The 18,076-nt window shown below is 70.3% G+C and carries 16 protein-coding genes; 9 read left to right on the top strand and 7 right to left on the bottom strand.

Features of this window, described 5'->3' with window-relative positions; translation table 11 throughout:
• Positions 1 to 28: 28 nt before the first annotated feature.
• Positions 29 to 1,018 carry a hypothetical protein gene (locus AB0F17_RS48425; RefSeq protein ID WP_358038045.1) on the bottom strand — a complete coding sequence of 330 codons (990 nt, stop codon included), beginning with the start codon at positions 1,016 to 1,018 and terminating at the stop codon, positions 29 to 31.
• Positions 1,019 to 1,282: 264 nt separating this feature from the next.
• Between AB0F17_RS48425 and AB0F17_RS48420 the strand changes: the two genes are divergently transcribed.
• The gene (locus tag AB0F17_RS48420; RefSeq protein ID WP_358038042.1) at positions 1,283 to 1,585 is read left to right on the top strand and encodes a hypothetical protein; all 303 of its coding nucleotides are present in this window, start codon (positions 1,283 to 1,285) and stop codon (positions 1,583 to 1,585) included.
• Between the two features lie 262 nt (positions 1,586 to 1,847).
• Positions 1,848 to 2,675 carry a hypothetical protein gene (locus AB0F17_RS48415; RefSeq protein WP_358038039.1) on the top strand — a complete coding sequence of 276 codons (828 nt, stop codon included), beginning with the start codon at positions 1,848 to 1,850 and terminating at the stop codon, positions 2,673 to 2,675.
• Between the two features lie 121 nt (positions 2,676 to 2,796).
• On the opposite strand, the gene AB0F17_RS48410 is transcribed toward AB0F17_RS48415, so the two are convergent.
• From AB0F17_RS48410 to AB0F17_RS48390, 5 genes are read right to left on the bottom strand one after another with little or no spacing between them, the layout of a single operon-like run.
• Complete coding sequence (locus tag AB0F17_RS48410; protein ID WP_358038037.1) at positions 2,797 to 3,645, bottom strand: phytanoyl-CoA dioxygenase family protein; 849 nt, start codon at positions 3,643 to 3,645, stop codon at positions 2,797 to 2,799.
• Positions 3,642 to 5,480 (bottom strand): trehalase family glycosidase, encoded by a 1,839-nt coding sequence (locus tag AB0F17_RS48405; RefSeq protein WP_358038034.1) that lies wholly within the window; start codon positions 5,478 to 5,480, stop codon positions 3,642 to 3,644. Before AB0F17_RS48405 ends, AB0F17_RS48410 begins: the two co-directional genes overlap by 4 nt.
• Positions 5,477 to 7,375: a beta-L-arabinofuranosidase domain-containing protein gene (locus tag AB0F17_RS48400; protein ID WP_358038031.1), complete on the bottom strand. Its 1,899-nt coding sequence runs from the start codon at positions 7,373 to 7,375 to the stop codon at positions 5,477 to 5,479. Before AB0F17_RS48400 ends, AB0F17_RS48405 begins: the two co-directional genes overlap by 4 nt.
• Positions 7,372 to 9,456: an exo-alpha-sialidase gene (locus AB0F17_RS48395; RefSeq protein ID WP_358038029.1), complete on the bottom strand. Its 2,085-nt coding sequence runs from the start codon at positions 9,454 to 9,456 to the stop codon at positions 7,372 to 7,374. Before AB0F17_RS48395 ends, AB0F17_RS48400 begins: the two co-directional genes overlap by 4 nt.
• 44 nt (positions 9,457 to 9,500) lie before the next feature.
• Complete coding sequence (locus tag AB0F17_RS48390; protein WP_358038026.1) at positions 9,501 to 10,469, bottom strand: dihydrodipicolinate synthase family protein; 969 nt, start codon at positions 10,467 to 10,469, stop codon at positions 9,501 to 9,503.
• Between the two features lie 185 nt (positions 10,470 to 10,654).
• Here AB0F17_RS48390 and AB0F17_RS48385 point away from each other — a divergent pair, with 185 nt between their 5' ends.
• The 7 genes from AB0F17_RS48385 (at position 10,655) to AB0F17_RS48355 (ending at position 17,232) form a co-directional block, all read left to right on the top strand.
• Positions 10,655 to 11,701: a LacI family DNA-binding transcriptional regulator gene (locus AB0F17_RS48385; RefSeq protein ID WP_358038023.1), complete on the top strand. Its 1,047-nt coding sequence runs from the start codon at positions 10,655 to 10,657 to the stop codon at positions 11,699 to 11,701.
• Positions 11,702 to 11,744: 43 nt separating this feature from the next.
• Positions 11,745 to 12,674: an ABC transporter permease gene (locus tag AB0F17_RS48380; protein WP_358038020.1), complete on the top strand. Its 930-nt coding sequence runs from the start codon at positions 11,745 to 11,747 to the stop codon at positions 12,672 to 12,674.
• The gene (locus AB0F17_RS48375; RefSeq protein ID WP_358038017.1) at positions 12,671 to 13,543 is read left to right on the top strand and encodes an ABC transporter permease; all 873 of its coding nucleotides are present in this window, start codon (positions 12,671 to 12,673) and stop codon (positions 13,541 to 13,543) included. The genes AB0F17_RS48380 and AB0F17_RS48375 overlap by 4 nt, the downstream gene beginning before the upstream one ends.
• An 83-nt stretch (positions 13,544 to 13,626) precedes the next feature.
• On the top strand, positions 13,627 to 15,165 hold the full coding sequence (locus AB0F17_RS48370) for an ABC transporter substrate-binding protein (RefSeq protein WP_358038014.1): 1,539 nt from the start codon (positions 13,627 to 13,629) through the stop codon (positions 15,163 to 15,165).
• Positions 15,162 to 16,238: an ABC transporter ATP-binding protein gene (locus AB0F17_RS48365; RefSeq protein WP_358038011.1), complete on the top strand. Its 1,077-nt coding sequence runs from the start codon at positions 15,162 to 15,164 to the stop codon at positions 16,236 to 16,238. The genes AB0F17_RS48370 and AB0F17_RS48365 overlap by 4 nt, the downstream gene beginning before the upstream one ends.
• Entirely contained in the window at positions 16,235 to 17,053 is an 819-nt protein-coding gene (locus AB0F17_RS48360; protein ID WP_358038008.1) for an ABC transporter ATP-binding protein, read from the top strand. The genes AB0F17_RS48365 and AB0F17_RS48360 overlap by 4 nt, the downstream gene beginning before the upstream one ends.
• Before the next feature lie 2 nt (positions 17,054 to 17,055).
• Positions 17,056 to 17,232, top strand: coding sequence for a TetR family transcriptional regulator (locus AB0F17_RS48355; RefSeq protein WP_358038005.1), 177 nt, complete (start codon positions 17,056 to 17,058; stop codon positions 17,230 to 17,232).
• Between the two features lie 74 nt (positions 17,233 to 17,306).
• On the opposite strand, the gene AB0F17_RS48350 is transcribed toward AB0F17_RS48355, so the two are convergent.
• Positions 17,307 to 17,912 carry a CHRD domain-containing protein gene (locus AB0F17_RS48350; RefSeq protein ID WP_358038002.1) on the bottom strand — a complete coding sequence of 202 codons (606 nt, stop codon included), beginning with the start codon at positions 17,910 to 17,912 and terminating at the stop codon, positions 17,307 to 17,309.
• Between the last annotated feature and the right edge of the window lie 164 nt (positions 17,913 to 18,076).

Below are 18,076 nucleotides of genomic sequence, written 5' to 3'. Positions count from 1 at the left end.
CCTCGGCCGGGCTTCGAGGTCGTGGGCGTCAGTACGTCTCGTCCTGGGCGGGCCGGGCGGTGCTGTGGCGCAGCATCAGATCGGCGCAGAAGTAGCTCTTGTAGATGATGGTCGCCACCTCCCGCCAGTCCCGGCGCAGCACCAGCAGCCGCAGCACGACGTACGGAATGCGCGTGTCCAGCTCGTCCAGCAGCACCGCCCACTCGTGCCGGTCGGGCAGGGCCACCCGCTTACGCGCCAGCGCCCGGAGCAGGTCCGCGTCGATGCCGGGAAACTCCTGCGGTACGGAGTCCGCGAGGGCGCCGATCTCCCGGTCGCAGCGCAGGTGAATGTCGTGGATCTCCTCGCGCAGGTCGTGGAGGCCGGAGAAGTAGAAGCGCAGGAGGTCCCCCGGCTGGTCGGAGTCCGGCATGGCGTCCTCCAGCAGGTCCGCCAGCGCGTCCGGCAGCGCCTGGAACCGGGCCACGCGGTCCGCCTCCGTCCCCTCGGGATCGAGCCTGGGGACGTGCCCGAACGAGCGCCGGCGCACGGGCGGGGAGGCGAAGAACATCACGAGGACCGCGGCGATGACCGCCAGCGAGATCACGACCACCGCGACGATGAGCCAGATCAGGACGGTCCCGGCGGCCTGGAACGCCGACGAGACGATTCCGCCGACCGCCGAGTAGCGGATCGCCGCCCACACCAGGGCCGCGACCGCTCCGCAGAACGCCAGCAGCTTGGTCAGCCGCCACCCCGACTGCGAGCCGATGAACGCCAGCAACACCGCGAGCAGGAGGGCGACCAGCGGCCGCTCCAGGAAGGACACCACCCCGTCCCATTTCAGCTCGCGCAGCAACTGCCCCGGGGACTTGCCCAGGGCCGCGTACCTGATGCCCGTCCACACCAGCTCCGCTATGGCGAGGCCGAGCAGGACCACGCGCAGCAGGCATGATCTGCTGACTGACGCCAGCACCGCGAGGAGCACGACGACGACCACGGCTGTGAGCGGGTCGGCCAGCGCGTCGGTCAGAGCCATGACGGCACCACCCCGTAGACGACTTGCTGGCATTGTCGGGCGGCCGGTACGCGGTGGCAAGGGGCTGGCCGTCCTGGGCCGCGACCCTGGCCTCGCCCACGTGACGCGCGCTCCCGCGGCTCGCGGTAGCGTCGGGATCAGGTTCGCTGAGCGGCAACGTCGCTTTGGGCGGGATATGTCGTGCGGGAAGTCGGAGGTGATCACGGTGCATCCGGTCTCATGACAGCCCCATCCCGGGGTGTCACGGAGCCGAAAGGTGACCGTATGAGCAAGACCGACAAGACCCGGCCCTGGTGGGTGCGGATGGCCGACGCGCCGATGGCGACCTGCCTGCCCGTACACGATCACCGGTTCGGGTCGTGCACGCTGCCGGACGAGATCACCGCCGGCAGCGCGTCGCTGAGCCACCGCACGGGCGGCTGTTACTGGAGCGCCACCGCCTACGCCTACCACCTGTTCGGTTATGGCGATGGGGGCCGGGAGCGGTACTACTTCCGGCGCGAAGAGCGCCGCCGCGGCCGTCGCCGGGCACGCCGCGAACTGCGCGCCTATCACCGCGAAGACTGAACGAAGACAAGGGCCCGCCGCACGCCGCGCGGGCCCTTTTCTTTCTAACGCGGAAATGGCCGGATGTTCGGGCCGAAAACAAGCCCGCCTTTCCATGGATATCGTTGTGGCAAAAAGGGGTCACACGCCTTGTTCGGCCGCACTTCTGGGCGCACAGTCGAGGCACCGCCAACAGGAAAAGGAGTCCTTTATGGACGGCACGGTCGCGCCACATCGCCGCGTGAAAAACCTCGTACGACGTCTCTTATCGGCCTGCCTCGCAATGTTCACGGTAGCCTTTCTCGTCGCGCCGCCGGCCCGGGCCCAGGCACTGCCGACGCCGAAGGAATTCGTGACGAACCTCGACCTGGAATGCTTCAGGACCACCGTGTACCAGCCGCCGGCCACCACGCTGCTGTTACGGCACCTCAACCCCGTACTCGCCAATCAGCCGACCGTGCAGGTCACGCTCGGACAGCGCGAGCAACTGTGCGTCCCGGTGGCCAAGAACAACGTGATCCCGCCGTCGCCCGCCCTCGATTTCATCAGGTTCGTCGACCTGTCGTGCTACCGGGTCACCGGCCCCTCGATCAACCTGCCCCTGGCGCTGCGCCATCTCAACCCGGTCCTGCAGAACGTGCCGGGCATCGGCGTCACCCTGAACGCGCCTCAGCACCTGTGCGTCCCGGTGGCCAAGAACGGCGTGATCCCCGCCCCGGACGTCCTGCGGCTCATCTCGCACATCGACCTGTTGTGCTACGCGCACACGCCGAACCCGGCCATGAACGTCGGCCTTTCCCTCACCCAGCTCAACCCGGTGCTGACCAACCAGATCCCGCCCGCGGACGTCCGGGTCGCCAATGCCCGCCAACTCTGCGTACCGGTGCAGAAGTCCGGTGACGACATCCCGGCGGACGTGCTGCCCATCGTGCAATGGGTCGATCTGGAGAAGTTCGACATCGTCGCCCCGACCATCACGACGGTGGGGCTGACCCTCACCCACCTCAACCCGGTGCTGGCGAGGGTGCTGCCGGCCGAGGACGCGAGACTGACCGGTGCCTTGCAGTTGGCCGTACCGGTTTCCAAGAACGGGCTGATCCCGCCTGGCTGAACCACTGCGACCGGCCTGGATCGGGATATCCTGATCCAGGCCGGCCGTGCTTATCGCCATTCTTGGGTCCGTGTTCTCATCGCCGCTCGATATATATTCGGCGTTTTTCTTTTTCCGTGGGTCATCTGTCACAGCCGCCGTCCCTGTTCGGGCGGATCCGCGGTCGGCGTACCTCCCGCAGGCCCTTGTACGCGTACGGGTCGGCGCCGGCGACCAGGACGATGTCGCGGTGGTCCGCCTGCGCCATGGGCGTCCCCGCCGGGGGAGTGTCCCACGGCAGCAGCGACTCGGCGCTCATGTAGTGATTGACCAGCGCCCGCCGATAGCCGCTCCTGGCGGTGTTGGGCAGCGACTTGTGCAGCAGGTAGCCGTTGAACACGACCGCGGAGCCGGCCGTGACCTCCACGGGCACCGCGTCGGAGTCGTCGAACGGGAAGCCGTAGGACTCCACCGTGCAGTCATAGCGCGGATCATCGTGCTCACGGTTCGGGTACACCACTCCGGACCGGTGCGAGCCGGGCAGCACCCAGAGGCAGCCGTTCTCGACGGTGGCGTCGTCGAGCGCGAGCCAGACCGCCGTGAGCGAACGGTCGCGGGTCGGGATGAACATCTCGTCCTGATGCCAGGCCTGTCCCGGCTCCCCTTCGGACTTGATGAACAGCATCGACTGCATGGACTTCACGTTCGGGCCGATGATCGTGGTGAGCGGCGAGACGATCGCCGGATGACGCATGGCGGCGAGCATCACTCCGGAGAGCTTGTGCGGGTAGTGGACGCAGAGGAAGCGGCGAAGGACGTCGTCGTCGGTGTCGGCGGGCTCGGCGGGGAGCGCCCCCTGGACGTCGCCGAGTTCGCCGCGGCAGATGCGGACGGCCTCTTCGACCAGCTCGCCGACCTCGCCGGGACTGAACGCGTCCCGGAGGACGAGAAAGCCGTCGCGCTCGTACGTGCTCTTCAGTTCGGTGTTCACGCCGCACCGCCTTTCTCGAAGAAGCCGACCTCGCCGCGTTCCATGAGGACGATGAGGCTGAGCAGCGCGCCCCAGGTCTGGAACGGCTCGCTGTTCGGTTTGTCGCACGCGCCGCCGTGGCTGCTGGAGTAGTTCTCGTGTACGTGGCGGTGCTCGTTCCATTCCTTCAGCACCAGCCTGGAGCTGCCTTCGGCGAGCCACGCGGCCGCGGACCGTTCCCCGGCGCGCAGCAGGCCCAGGTAGACGAGGAAGTTCACCGGCGGCCACGCGCGTCCCGCCCAGTAGCTGCCGTCGCCGAGGTCGACCGGCTCGCCGCGCGGTGAGGTCGGCAGCACCCACGCGCCGCCGAAGCCGTCGTCGGTCATCAGGTGCTCGGCCACCATGCGCCGGGTCCGTTCTCCCGCGCCGACGCCGGCCATCAGGGGGTAGAAGCTCATCGTGGACAGGCGTTCGGTCGGCAGCCCGGTGTCGGTGCGTCTGCTGCGGTAGATGCCGCTCGGCTCGTCCCACAGGGATTCCATCGCCGCCACGACGGCCGCGTGCCGCTCGCGCAGTTCCGCCGCGGCCTCCCGGTCGCCGAGGACGTCGGCGAGGTCGGCGAGTGCCTCGCAGTCGGCCGCGTACAGGCTGTTCATCCCCACGTCGTGGGCGGCGAGCAGGCTCTTGGCCTGGTCGAAGGGCACGTCCTCGAAGACGGGGTGACCGTCCCAGCCGGTCTCGCAGGTCGCGCCGAAGTGCTGGTGGACGCGGGGGATGTCCTGCGGTGAGGGGAACTCGGGGTCGAAGTACGTCGAGCCGGCGCACAGCAGGTCGCCGTCCCTGCGTACCCGCCACCACCAGCGGTTCCAGGACAGCAGCGGCTCGAAGGTCTCCTCCAGGAACCACCGGTCGCCGAACCTGCGGTAGAGCTCGCGGACCACGATCGAACCCACCGGCGGCTGGGATCCGTCGTAGGTCCTGCGGCCGGTGCCCTGCTCGACGTTCGGGACGAAGCCCTCCGGTGTCAGGGCGCGCAGCATCTCGACGGTGTTGACGTAGGCGAGTTCCCTGCTCGACACGGCCGCCAGCAGCGCGTTGAAGAACGCGTCCCAGCAGAACAGGGCGTAGCCGCCGCGCTTGCCGACGTTCCAGAGCCGGCTGACGGTCGTGAGCACGCGGGACCGCGCGGGTTCGTAGATCGTGTTCCACGAGATGGCGTCCCTGACGATCTCGCGGTGCTGCGCCACGGGGTCGGTGCCGGCCGTGCCGATCTCGGCGGCGGCGCGGGCCACGATCTCCGCGATCTCCGGCAGGTCGCGGGCGCGGCCGGTGCTGATCCCGACGGCGCCGGTCAGCTCCATCGCCAGGTACGGCCCGTCGATGTCGGTGTAGGGGTCGTCGACGTGCGGGGCGGTGCAGAAGATCTGGACGGTTCCGCCGGGTCCTTCGGCGGTGATCCGGCCCCCATCGCGGGTGACGGAGCCGGGCCGGTTCCACAGGTAGCCGACGCCGGCGGTCAGCAGCGCGCTCTTGCGCTGGTTGGCGGTGGGTGTCACCAGCACGACCAGGTCGGCACCCGCGTGCGCCGCCTGCGCCCGGATCGTGATGCCCGCCCACGTCACGGTCGTCTCGGTGTAGCGGCCGTCGTAGGCGTGCCGGCCCAGGGTGACGGTCTCCGCGCCTTCGGTGCGGCGGCCGATCTGGGCGGCGCGCAGTGAGGTGCCCCGGTAGTACTCCTTCAGGCCGAGGGACAGGCCCAGGGCGTCGGGGAGGAGCACGTGGGTGAGCACGCTGCGCGTGTCCCAGGTGTTCCACCCTCGGGCGAGCGAGGCCTGGACATGGGCGTAGTTCGTCATGCGTTCCTTCGGGGAATCCACACGCGCATGGCGTGCGGGCCGCGGTTGGCCCAGGCGTAGTAGGGGATCAGCGTGATGTCCGTGGATCGCGCCGGCGCCACCGGCTGCCCGTAGGGCCGGTACGGGGACTCCGCCGGTCCCCGCGCGAGCGCGCCGTCCGCTCTGAGCACGATCACGCCATCGAGCAGGTCCGGCCGGTGTTCGGGCCGCGGCGGCGTGGCAGGATCGATGCGGAGGTCCTCCAGGATGACGCCGGACGGCTGGTCGGGCTGTTCGACCGCGTAGACCAGCGGCCCACGGGTGACGGCGACGCACCCGCGCGTGGCATCCACGCGGTCGTCGGCCACCAGGACCCGGGCGGGCATGGGCATCCGCAGCAGCACCCGATCGCCGGCCTGGAACACCCGGCGCGTACGGGCGTAACCGCCGGACGCCACCGGCTTGTCGTCCATGGTGGATCCTTCGGCCCAGTCCGGTACGCGCAGCGCCAGTTCCACCTCACGCCCCGGCGCCTCTCGTACGGTCACCGTGACCAGGCCGTCCCATGGGTAGCCGGTTTCGACGTCCACGGTGAGCCCGCCCGAGGTCAGCGTGCTTTGGGCGTACAGGTGCACCTGGAGCCCGTCTTCCGTGCCGGTCGCCAGGTAGGCGGGGAGGCCGGCCAGCGTACGCATCACGTTGGGCGGGCAGCAGGCGCAGTTGAACCACGGACGGCGGCCGTACGCCGGCGACCGCTGCACATCACCCCGTGCGCCGGTCCGCCGGTGCAGCGTGTTGACGTAGAAGTAGTCCGCCTCGCTTAGCGACACCGCGGGCAGCAGGGCGTTGTACACCAGCAGTTCGATCTGGTCGGCGTAGGCCGATTCGCCGGTGGCCAGCAGCAGCCGCCACGCCCACTGCATCGCCCCGATCGCGGCGCAGGTCTCCGCGTACGCCCGATCCGGCGGCAACTCGTACGCCTCGCCGAACGCCTCGCCATCCCAGCGTGAGCCGACCGCGCCGGTGATGTGCTGCTTCTGGCGGCGCATGGTGTCGTACTGCCGGCGTACCGCGGCCAGCAGTTCGGCGTCGCCGGTCTCGATGGCGACGTCGGTGGCGCCCGCGGCGAAGTAGAGGGCGCGCACGGCGTGCCCCTCCACCGTCCCGGCCTCGCGTACGGGAAGCCGGTCGGAGTAGTGGGCGGGGTCGCCGTAGTGCGAGGGGTCGAAGCCTGGTTTCGCGGCACGACCGTACCCGCGGGCTTCGACGAAGTGACGAGCCAGGTCCAGGTACCGGTGCGCACCCGTCTGCCGGTACAGCTCGACCAGCGCCATCTCCACCACGGGGTGCCCGTCCAGCTCACCGCGCCGATCGGGGCCGAACGTCTCGGTGAGCTGGTCGGCGAACCGGGTGGCGACCCCCAGCAGCTCGACCTGGCCGGTCGCGCGGGCCGCGGCCACTGCCGCCTGGATCAAGTGGCCGGCGCAGTAGAGCTCGTGGCTCGTCCACAGTCGCGCGTACCGTTCCTCGCCGCGGATCTGGACGGCGGAGTTGAGGTATCCGTCGTCGCGTTGCGCCGCCGCGATCGTCCGGCTGAGCTGGAGCAGGTGGTCCAGCAGCCCTTCGTCGGGGCTGCGCGCGTACTCCCAGGCGACCGCCTCCAGCCATTTGTAGACATCGGAGTCCCGGAAGGAGGCGCCCTGGGCCGTGCCGGTGGCCTCCCCTGCGGCGATCCGGAGGTTGTCGATGTTGCCCGCTTCGAGCAGCCGTTCATGTCCGAGGGGGATCGCGGCGCGGTTGGCCTCCAGCCGCCGCGCCCAGAACCCGCCGACCACCCGGCTGCCCGAGAGCGGCAGCGGGCACAGGGCCACCGCGGCGGTCGAGGTGGGCGCGGCGGGGCCGCTGGCGGCCGTCACGCTCGCGCCTGCCGGCGGAACCGGACGGCGTCGGCGATGACCACACCGTCGGCCGCGTCGCTCAGCTCGACATAACCGTCGAGACCGGCGCGGAAGGAGAAGGTGCCCAAAGACGTCCACTCGCCCATGCGGACGTCGGGCACCCCGCGCACCCGCTGGTTGACGGGCACCGGAGTCGTGCCTTCGGCGTGGTGAACGACGTAGGGGGCGTTGGTCGCCCGGTTGGGGTCGGCCGAGTAGGAGACGAGCACCTCGTAACGGTCGTCGCCCGGGAGCGCCGGTCGCCACCGTGCGGTGTTGGCGCCGGTGCCGCGAGCGTGCGTCAGGTAGTTGAATCCGTAGTAGCCGGTGACGCCTCTGCTGCTCGGCCAGGTGCCGGTGGCGTCGAAGCCGAGCCCGCCGTTGTCGACGGTGACCTCCTCGCGCACGTCCGGCGAGGCGGACGCCTGGATGAGGCTCAGCTGGTCGAGTGAGATGGCCGTGCCGCCACCCCGGCCGGGGCCGGCCAGCGTGAAGCGGATGGTGTGCCGGCCGGGCCGCAACCGCTTCCGGTCCAGCAGGACGACGTCGTAGCCATCACCCCGGAACGACGTCAGATCCACCGTGGAGGTACGCGGCGTCTTGCCGTCCACGGTCACCGCGATGAGGCCGCCGTCCCCGGATCGGTAGTAGCGCAGCCATAATTCCTGCTCACCGCGCTGAGTGACGATGAAGGGGTACTCGATGAAGTCCCCGGTCACGGCGGGGGCGAAGGCGGCGCGGGCACCGCCGCGCGCGGTGGCTTCGCGGACCACCGTCACCGTTCCGCCTGACAGGCGTGCACGAGCCGTGTGACCCAGGTCGTACGTCCTCTCGGTCAGCTTCGGGCCGATGGCCAGGCTGTCCCGGCCCTGCGTCAGCCACTCCAGGTTGAACCGGGCGGCGGCCACGCGCCGCGGGGTGCCGTCGAGGTCGCCGTCGCAGCCGTACAGGAGAACGATCGTGCCGTCGGACAGACGCGCCAGGTCCGAGTAGTAGCCCCGGCCCGCGTTGACGGAGCGGGCATACCTGAAGGAGTCGCCTTCGTCGTAGCTCACCGCGACCGTCATGTTCCAGCGCATCGGCGCGTCGGGCCGGCTGAACAGCACGCGGTTGACGTCCCCGCTGCGCGGTCCGCCGGTGTGGCGCAGGAGGCCGGTGTCGACGCCGTTGAAGAGTCCGGGGCTGAAGTTCATGGTGGGGGGCGACCAGGTCAGACCGCCGTCCGAGCTGACCGCGATGTCGCGCGGCCAGTCGTTGCCCGAACCGGGCCGGCTGTTCATCAGCACCGTGCCGTCCTCGCGCTGCACCAGCCTGGCCTCCCCGACGACGGGATAGCCCGTGGCCATCGGCACCTCGCCGCCGGCCTGCCACGTGCGGCCGTGGTCGTCGCTGTAGACGGTAGAGGCGCCGTAGTGGCGATCGGCGGCGGGGACGCCGCTGATGATGGTCCGGTGGGAGACGGTGAGGAGCAGCCGGCCCGAGTCGAGCTGGATACCGTGACCGGGTCCCGGGCCGTGCATCGCCCAGTTGTACGGGAAGTGGTCGAAGAGGCCGGCCAGGCTGCGCGGCTCGCTCCAGGTGGCGCCGCCGTCCTTGCTGGAGATGACGTACACCGTGCTGGAGTCGGCGGAGCAACTGGTGTTCTCCGGCAACTGCACGCAGAGCCCGTGGAACAGGAACACCTCGCCCGTCACCCGGTCCACCACGAAGGTGGGGTTGGACCAGGACTGGCCGTCGACGGAGAGCGCCACCGCCTGGGACGGGCTCCAGGTCTGCCCCTTGTCGGTGCTGCGGCGGACGAGCAGGTCGTGCGGCCCGGCGTCGCACACCAGGTGCCGGCCTTCGGTGCAGGCCAGGATCGTGTCGTCGGGCAGTACGGCCAGGGCGTGCACGTGGTAGCTGGCCAGCGGATCCACGGCGGAGTCCCACAAGGTGGCCTCCGCGAAGAACGGCGCGGCCGCGGAGGCCGCGGAGGCCGCGGCGGGGGAGGGTAAGGCGGTCGTGGCGGCACCTGCGGCGAGCCCCAGGGCGAACGTCCGTCGGCTGATGGGCATGGGCATACGACTCTCCTCGGATGAACTTCCTGAGGACAGGACTGGGCGGTTTACTCGGGTTGACGCGCAGCCCGCAGAGCGCCTGGCCGCACGAGGTCGGGCAATTCGGCCAGCGCGGTGCGCAGCGCGGTGAGCTCGGATTCGGTGAAAGGCTGGAACGGCGCCGCGGCGTGGGGCGGGCAGAGCCCCAGCTCGTGCAGCGCGGTCTTGATCACGACGATGCCGCTGGACGCCGGCCGGATCGCGAAGAGCGCGGCCAGCCGGTCGACGTCGCCCTGCCGGGCTGCCGCGGCGGCGTGGTCTCCGTCGCGGCCGGCCTGGAACAGCTCGACGCAGAGCGCCGGCGCGAGCATGCCCACGCCCGGCACCAGCCCGGCGGCCCCCAGGCGCAGCCCTTCGGCGAGCTGCCGTTCGGTGCCCTGGGCCACCTGGAAGGCGGGCCGTTCCCGGGCCAGCGCGCAGAACTCGGCGAACAGGGTGGCGTTCCCCGAACTGTCCTTCAAGCCGACGATGGCCGGCTCCTCGAGCAGGCGGCGGATCAGGGATGCGGGGATCGGGTTTCCGGTGTAGCCGGGACTGTTGTAGATCACGACGGGCCTGCCGTGGCGGGCGGCGTCGCGGAAGTGCGTGTGCAGTTCGCGTGCGGTATGCCGGAAGTATGACGGCGCGAGCACGACCACGGCGTCCAGGTCGAGGCCGTCGAGACACTCCATGCGTTGGAGGGTCTCCCGGGTGCCGGTGCCGGCGGCGGTCACCATGATCTGGGCGGACGCCCTGACCAGCTCGCGCCACATGGCGGCCACGTCCACCGCGTACGTACGGACAGCGTCGGCGGGCAGCAGCGGGCCCTCGCCGTTGGTGCCCGCCAGCATCAGTGTGGTGACGCCGCCGGCCGCGAGGTGCGCCAGCAGCGGCCGGACGGCCGGTGGGTCGGGCCGGCCACGCCGGTCGAGCGCGGTGACGAGCGGAATGATCACCCCGGCGACCGGATGGCCGGGCGGGTCGGCAATGGTGGCCATGGGAACCTCCCTCGGCGAGTGCTCCGGACGGTACCGGCGATCAGTCCCGGACGCCAGATGCTTATGGGTATTACCATTTCCGCTGTTTTGCCGAGGGCCGTTCTTGCCCAGGTCCATTGACATCTCACAGAATCGAGAGCAAGACTTTGCGCTCACCGGATCAGGCGTATTAGCAGGAGGCTCGGATGAGTCGCGGACCGGTGCGAAGACCGACCCAGGCCGACATCGCGCGCCTCGCGGGGGTCAGCCAGGCCACCGTCTCGCTCGTGCTGAACGAGCGGAACGACGTCCGGATCAGTCCGGCGACCCGGGAGCGCGTGCTGGCGGCGATCCGTGAGTGGGGCTACGTCGCCAACGCGTCGGCGCGGTCCCTCGCCGGCGGCCAGAACAAGATCCTCGGGGTGTACACCTTCGAACCGGTCTTCCCGACCACCAGCGTGGACTTCTACTTCCCGTTCCTGCTCGGCATGGAGCAGGCGGCCGCGGACCTCGGCTACGACCTGCTGATGTTCACCAGCGTCGGTGGCGAGCGGCAGGTCTTCCGTGACGGGGCGACCCGGCTGTCGCTCGCGGACGGCGCGCTGCTGCTCGGCCGCGACCCGAACGTCGAGGAGATCGAACGGCTGCGCGACACCGGCTACCCGTTCGTCTACGTAGGCCACCGGGAGGTGTCCGGAACGCCGATCTCCTACGTGGCGGCCGACTACGCCGGGGCGACCCGGCAGCTCACGGAACGGCTGTTCGAGCTGGAGCACAGGCGCGTGGCGTACGCCCGCATCGGCGACGGCGGGGCGCAGCCCAGCCGGGACCGGGAGAAGGGATTCCGGCGAGCGATGCCCGCCGGGGAGGCCAGGTGGCTCACCGGCCCGGTATGGACGCTGGAGTCCCCCGACGACGTGCCGGGTCTGCTGGCGGAGATCCGGCACGGCGGCATCACCGCCGTGGTAGCGGAGCAGATCCTCCTGGCGGAGGAGCTCCTGACGTGCGCGCGGCGGCACGGGATGTCGGTCCCGGACGACCTGAGCATCGTCGTGCTGGGTGACTCCACCGGCGCGCCCCGCACCGACACGTCCTGGACCGGCCTGGTGGTCCCACGTGAGCAGATGGGCCGGCAGGCCACCCACCTGCTGGTGCGGCTGCTGGAGACGCCCGAGCAGGAGGCCTGCAGAGAGTACGTCGAATGCCCCCTCATGCCGGGCACGACGGTGGCCCCACCAAGGAGAGAGCAGTGACCAAGCCCGCCCCCGCCGGCTGGAACATCCGGGACGACCTCTTATGATCCGCGTCATCGCCAAACGGCTGCTCATCGGCGTACTGGTGATGTGGGGAGCCGCCTCGCTCATCTTCCTCATCGTCCGGGTGGCGCCGGGCGATCCGACGACGATCCTGCTGGGCCCGGACGCGAACCGGGAGCAGGTGGCCGAGCTCACCACGAAGCTCGGACTCGACCGGCCGGTGTTCACCCAGTACCTCAGCTACCTCGCCGACGTGGCGCGATTACGTTTCGGTGACTCCTACCGCTTCGATCGGCCGGCGATGTCGGAGGTGTTCGAACGCCTGCCCGCGACGGTCGACCTGATGCTCGCCTCCAGCCTCATCGCCGTGGCCCTCGGCCTCGTGCTCGGGCTGCTGGCCGGCGGGCGTCCGGGCGGCGCCGTCGATCGGATGGTCACCGCGGGCACCATCGCCTTGCAGTCCTTCCCCACCTTCTGGGTGGGCATCATGCTGATCCTCATCTTCGCGCTGGCCTTCCGCCTGCTGCCCAGCGCGGGGGCGGGCTCACCAGCGCACCTGATCCTGCCGGCGGTCACGCTGGCGCTGCCGTTCACCGCCATCGTGGCCCGCCTGACCAGGACGAGCGTCGCGGAGACGATGCGCGAGCCGTACATCCAGACAGCTCGCTCCAAAGGCCTCACCGAGCAGCAGGTGCTGCTCGGCCACGCGCTGCGCAACTCCCTCATCCCCGTGGTGACCATCGTCGGGCTGCACATGGCCGGCCTGATGGGCGGCGCGGTCGTGGTCGAGAACGTCTTCGCCTGGCCCGGGCTCGGCACGCTCGTGGTGGAGGCCGTCTCCAACCGCGACTACGCCGTGGTGCAGGCGGCCACCTTCCTGATCGCCGGCATCGTGATGCTGTTCAACCTCGTCGCCGACCTGCTGTACTCCCAGCTCGATCCGCGCATCAAACTGGACGGTGCGGCATGACCGCCGTCGTCAACGTCCAGCGTGAAACCCCGATCGGCGCCCGCCGCGGGCGGTGGCTCAGCCGGATCCCGTACGCCGTGCTCGCCGTCTACGCCGTGGTCGGCGGGGTGGGCCCGCTGGTCATGGACTACAACCCGGTGCGCGTCTCTCTTGAGGACCGGCTGCTCAGCCCGGGAGCGCACGTCGTGTCGGGCGGGATCGCCTGGTTCGGCACCGACGGCCTCGGCCGTGACGTCCTCGCCCAGGTCGTCTACGGCGCTCGCACGTCGGTGATCATCGGGGTCTCGACGGTGGTCGTCTCCTGCCTGATCGGCGTGACCGCCGGCATCGTCGCCGGCTACTTTCGCGGCTGGCCGGACACGGTGCTCGCCCGGGGCATCGACATCCTGCTCGCCTTCCCGGCGATCCTGCTGACCATCGTGATCGCGGGCGCCTTCGAGCGCAGTGTCCTGGTGGTCGTGACTGCGCTCTCCGCGACGCCGTGGATCTCCTTCGCGCGGGTCACCCGCGGCGTCGCCCTGTCGGTGCGGGAGCGGCCCTGGATCGACGCGGCCCGCGTCCTCGGCGTACGGCCGGCGTCCATCCTGCTGCGGCACATCCTGCCGCTCACGGTCGGTCCGGTGGTCGCCCTGGCGACGCTGGAGTTCGCTCTCGTCGTGCTGGCCGAAGCCGGGCTCAGCTTCCTCGGCATCGGCCTGCCCAACTCGGCGGTGTCCTGGGGCCAGACCATCGCGAACGGAAAGCAGTACCTAGAAACCGCCTGGTGGATCTCGGCTCTGCCCGGCATCGCCCTGTCACTGCTGATCATCAACATCGGGATCCTCGGCGACCAGCTCACCGCCCGATACGGCCGCGGACACCTCAGGTGAGGCACCGGCCCGCGTCCGACCGGCACACCTTCCTTCCCTTCACAAGCACCCCCTGAAAGCCCCCGGAAGACGGGAAGACGTCCATGACCAGACCTCTCGCCTCAGGCAGGCCGCGTCGCGCGGCACTGGCCCTTATCGCCGCCGCGGCCATCGCGCTGAGCGGATGCAGCGCCGCCACCGGCGGCGGCACCGGCGGCGCCGCCGGCGGCAGTGAGATCACCGTCGCCGGCACCTACCCCATCGACAGCCTCGACCCGGGCAGTCCCACGGGTGGCAGCGCCACCGGCACCCAGCTGGCGTCCCAGGCGATCTTCAGCCAGCTGGTGCGGCCGCGCCCGGACGGCAGCCTGGAGGGTGACCTCGCCACCGCCTGGAAGCCCGACGCCTCCGCCACCCAGTGGACGTTCACGCTGCGCCAGGGCGTGAAGTTCAGCGACGGCAAGCCCCTCACCGCCGACGACGTCGTCGCCTCGTTCAAGCGGCTCCTCGAGCTCAAGAGCACGAACGCGGCCAACTTCGCCGGATACACGATGACCGCCACGTCGCCTGCTGAGGTGGTGCTGAAGGCCGCGAAACCGGACGCGGCGGTGCCGTACAAGCTGGCCATCTTCTACGTGCTGCCCGGCAGCCTGACCGGCGAGGACCCGGCGTTCTTCCAGCACCCGGTCGGATCGGGGCCGTTCAAGGTCGAGAAGTTCGACCCGTCCGGGACGCTCGTCCTGGTGCCGAACCCCGACCACTACGGCGGCGCGCCCCGGCTCGGCCGGGTGACCATCCGCAAGATGCCCGAGCTCGCGGCCCGGATGACCGCGCTGCGGACCGGCGAGGTGGACCTCATCTGGGGCATCCCCGACGACCAGCTCGCGGAGCTGCAGCGCGAGTCCACCCTCACGGTCGGGACGGTGCCGAGCACCGCCGTGTTCACCATGTGGTTCAACTCTTCCGCGCCGGCGCTGAAGGAGGCCAAGGTACGACGGGCACTGTGGCAGGCGGTCGACTTCGCGACCATCATCAAGCGGCTGTACCCGCAGTCGGGCACCCTGGCCGGCGCCCCGGTCTCGCCCGTCACCCTCGGCTACGTCCCCCAGGAACCCGTCCGCTACGACCCGGCAGCGGCCAAGGCCGCGCTGACCGCCGCCGGCTTCGACTTCGCCACCAAGCTGCGGCTGCAGTTCGCCAACGCCGAGTTCCGGCCGTTCAACCAGGCGATCGTCTCCGACCTGCAGAAGATCGGCGTCCAGGTGGACCTGCTGGAGAAGGAGCAGGCGGTGTTCACCAAGGACCTGCTCGCCCTGAACTGGGACATCAACTTCCAGCAGCTCTCGAACCCCACGTTCGACGCGGCCAACACGCTCGGCCGGCTGTACCCCTGCGCGGCCAAGCGCAACGGCTACTGCAACCCCGAGCTCGACAAGCTGCTGGCCGCCGCCGGGGGGAGCCCGGACACCGGCGAGCGGGTGAAGCTGTACGGCGAAGCCAGCAAGATCATCTGGCGGGACGCGGTCGGCATGTTCCCGATGGCGGTCAAGTACGCCTATGCCTGGAACCGCCGGGTCACCGGCGTCACACCGGATCCGAACGGGCTGCCCAACTTCGCCGGCATGCAGGTCAGCGGTTCATGAGCCGAACGCGGACACCGGCCGAAGGGACGGCATCTCCGGTGCCGGCCGACGGGACGACGGGCGAGGGGGCGGCATCTCCGGTGCCGGCCGAAGCGACGACGGGCGACCCGCTGCTCGAGGTGGACGGGCTGGTCGTCGACCTGCCCGTCGCCGGAGGCAGCGTCCGCGTCGTCGACCGGGTGACGTTCGACATCCCGCCAGCGACGACGGTCGGGCTCATCGGCGAGTCGGGCAGCGGCAAGACGATGACCGCGAACGCCGTGATCGGCCTGCTCCCGAACGGCGCGGCGACCGGCGGCGAGCTGCGCTGGCAGGGCGAGGATCTGCTCCGGGCGACCCCTGCCCGGCGGCGCCGGCTACGCGGCCACGAGATCGCGATGATCTTCCAGGACCCGCTGGCCGCGCTCAACCCGACCCAGACGATCGGCCGCCAGGTGGGCGAGATCCTCCGCCGGGCCGGCCGCCCGCGCGCCGAGGTACGCCTGCGGGTGCTCGAACTGCTCGAACGGGCGGGCATCCCCGAGCCGGCCGCGAGGATGCGCGGCTACCCCCACGAGTTCTCCGGCGGGATGCGGCAACGGGCCATGATCGCCCTCGCCCTGGCGGGCAGCCCGGCACTGCTGCTCGCCGACGAACCCACCACCGCTCTGGACGTGACGGTGCAGGCGCGCATCCTGCGCCTGCTGCGCTCCATCCAGCAGGACCAGGGACTGGCGATGCTCCTCGTCAGCCACGACCTGCGGGTCGTGGCGCACGTCGCCCACCAGGTCGTCGTCATGTACGCCGGCCGCGTCGCCGAGCGCGGCCCCACCACGGCGGTGCTGGCCCGCCCGGCCCACCCGTACACCCGGGCACTGGTCGAGAGCGTGCCCGCGGTGCGAACCCGTGCCGCGCTGGCACACCCCCTGCCCGGCACGCCGGCCACACCGGCGAACCGCCCGCCGGGCTGCGCGTTCCACCCTCGGTGCCCGCTGGCGCGTGACCGGTGCCGCACCGAGGAGCCGGAGACGAGACCCGTCGCGCCCGGCCGGTGGGCCGCGTGCCACTTCGCTGAGGAGCTGCTGCAGCGATGAGACTGCTGGAGGTGAACGACCTGCGGGTCAGCTTCGCCCGCCGTAACACCTGGTTCCGGTCGCGCTCGGCGGACTTCGTCGCGGTCGACGGCGTGAGCCTCGCGGTGGCTCCCGATGAGATCGTGGGACTGGTCGGAGAATCGGGGTCGGGCAAGACCACGGTGGCCCGCGCGATAGTCGGCCTGGTCCGCCCCGTTTCCGGCGCCGTCCTGCTCGACGGCGTGCCCCTGGGACCGGTCGGGCGCCGGACCACGGCGCAGCAACGTGCCGCGCAGATGGTCTTCCAGGACCCTCGGTCGTCGCTCAGCCCGCGCATGACCGTCACCGCGATCATCAACGAGGCCTGGCGCACCCATCCGGAGTCGGCCCCGCCCGGCGACCGTACCGCCGCCCTGCACCGCCTGCTCGACGACGTCGGCCTCGACGCGAGCGTCGCCCGCCACCGGGCCGACGAACTCTCCGGCGGACAGTGCCAGCGGGTCAGCATCGCCCGCGCGCTCGCCGTCAGACCGCGGCTGCTGGTGTGCGACGAAGCGGTGTCCGCCTTGGATGTGTCGGTCCAGGCGCAGATCCTCCGGCTGCTGGTCGACCTGCGCGAGCGCCACCATCTGGCGATGCTGTTCATCTCCCACGACCTCGGGGTGGTGCACCAGATCGCGGACCGGATCGCCGTCATGCGCCGCGGTGTGGTGGTGGAGGAAGGGCGGACGACGGACGTTCTCGGTGCGCCGCGCCACGAGTACACCCGCAGCCTGCTCGATGCCGCCCTTGAGCTGTCCACCACGGATGCCCAGGACTCGGCTACGACAAGCTGACGATGGGCGACGTGGCCGAGGCCGTACTCCTTCACCGCAGGCTGGTCTACCTGCACTTCAAGTCCAAGGACGAGCTGGTCGAGGCGGTCCTGATCCGTGAGCTGGACCGCTACGCCGAAACCTGGCGAGCAGGTGGCGGCCGATCCGCGCGGCGGAAGCGTGATCTTCGTGAGCGGTGAGGCAGGCGTGCGGACACCGACGCCATGCGGGGCACTCCACCCCCTGGGCGGAGTGCCCCGCCGCAGAGCGCGCTCTACCAGTGGCTGCCCGTGTGGAGCTGGCCACGGACCGCGCCGTCGGGGAACTGGGCGGTGTGCATATTGGCGTACCACTTCTTGGGGTTCTTCTTGATGTCTCTGAGCAGGCTGCTGTTGACGCTGACGGAGCCGAAGCTGGTGTTGCCGCGAATGGTGCCCTTGGACAGCAGGTCGATGACGACGGGGCCGTTTACGCCAGCCTTGCCCCTGTGGATGTGGAATGCGGTGGGCTTGCCGGTGTTTTTCCACTGGACGAAGTAGTAGAAGCGGTTGCCATTGATGCGGAACTTGGCAACGGCCACGCCGTTCGGGTCATTGACCTTCTTGCCCGGTTCGCGCACCTCGTTCCTGCCGAGGAGCCCGGCGGCGAAGTAGTACTTCCTGCCCGTGCCGGCCGTGCTGCTTGTGCTGCCCGTGCCGGCCATGTGGGCGTGGCTGTGCGCGGTGGGGGGCGCGGCAACCGTGGTGAGCTGGGATGCGGCGGTTGCGGGGGTGGCGATCACCGTGCCGGCGGCCACCACCGCGACCGCTCCTGCCGCCGCGCCCGCAATTGCGCGCCGCCACGACGTTCGACCCTTGTCCACCTGCGTTAACTTGCTCATCGTGACTCTTCTTTCTTGACGGTTCCTGCGACATTTCTGCCACCGCAGACAGTAGAGATGACGGTAGTAGGTAAGCATTCACGCCTAGAGCATTCCGGTGCTGGATGATCGCGGGGCGTGATCGTCTTCGGGTGTGAGTCGCTGCGGATTGTGGTGGGAATCAG

It is taken from the genome of Nonomuraea sp. NPDC026600 (assembly GCF_040638335.1).
Classification (GTDB): Bacteria; Actinomycetota; Actinomycetes; order Streptosporangiales; family Streptosporangiaceae; genus Nonomuraea.
Note: the sequence above shows the minus strand (reverse complement) of the source record. Positions and strands in the feature narration are given on the sequence as shown.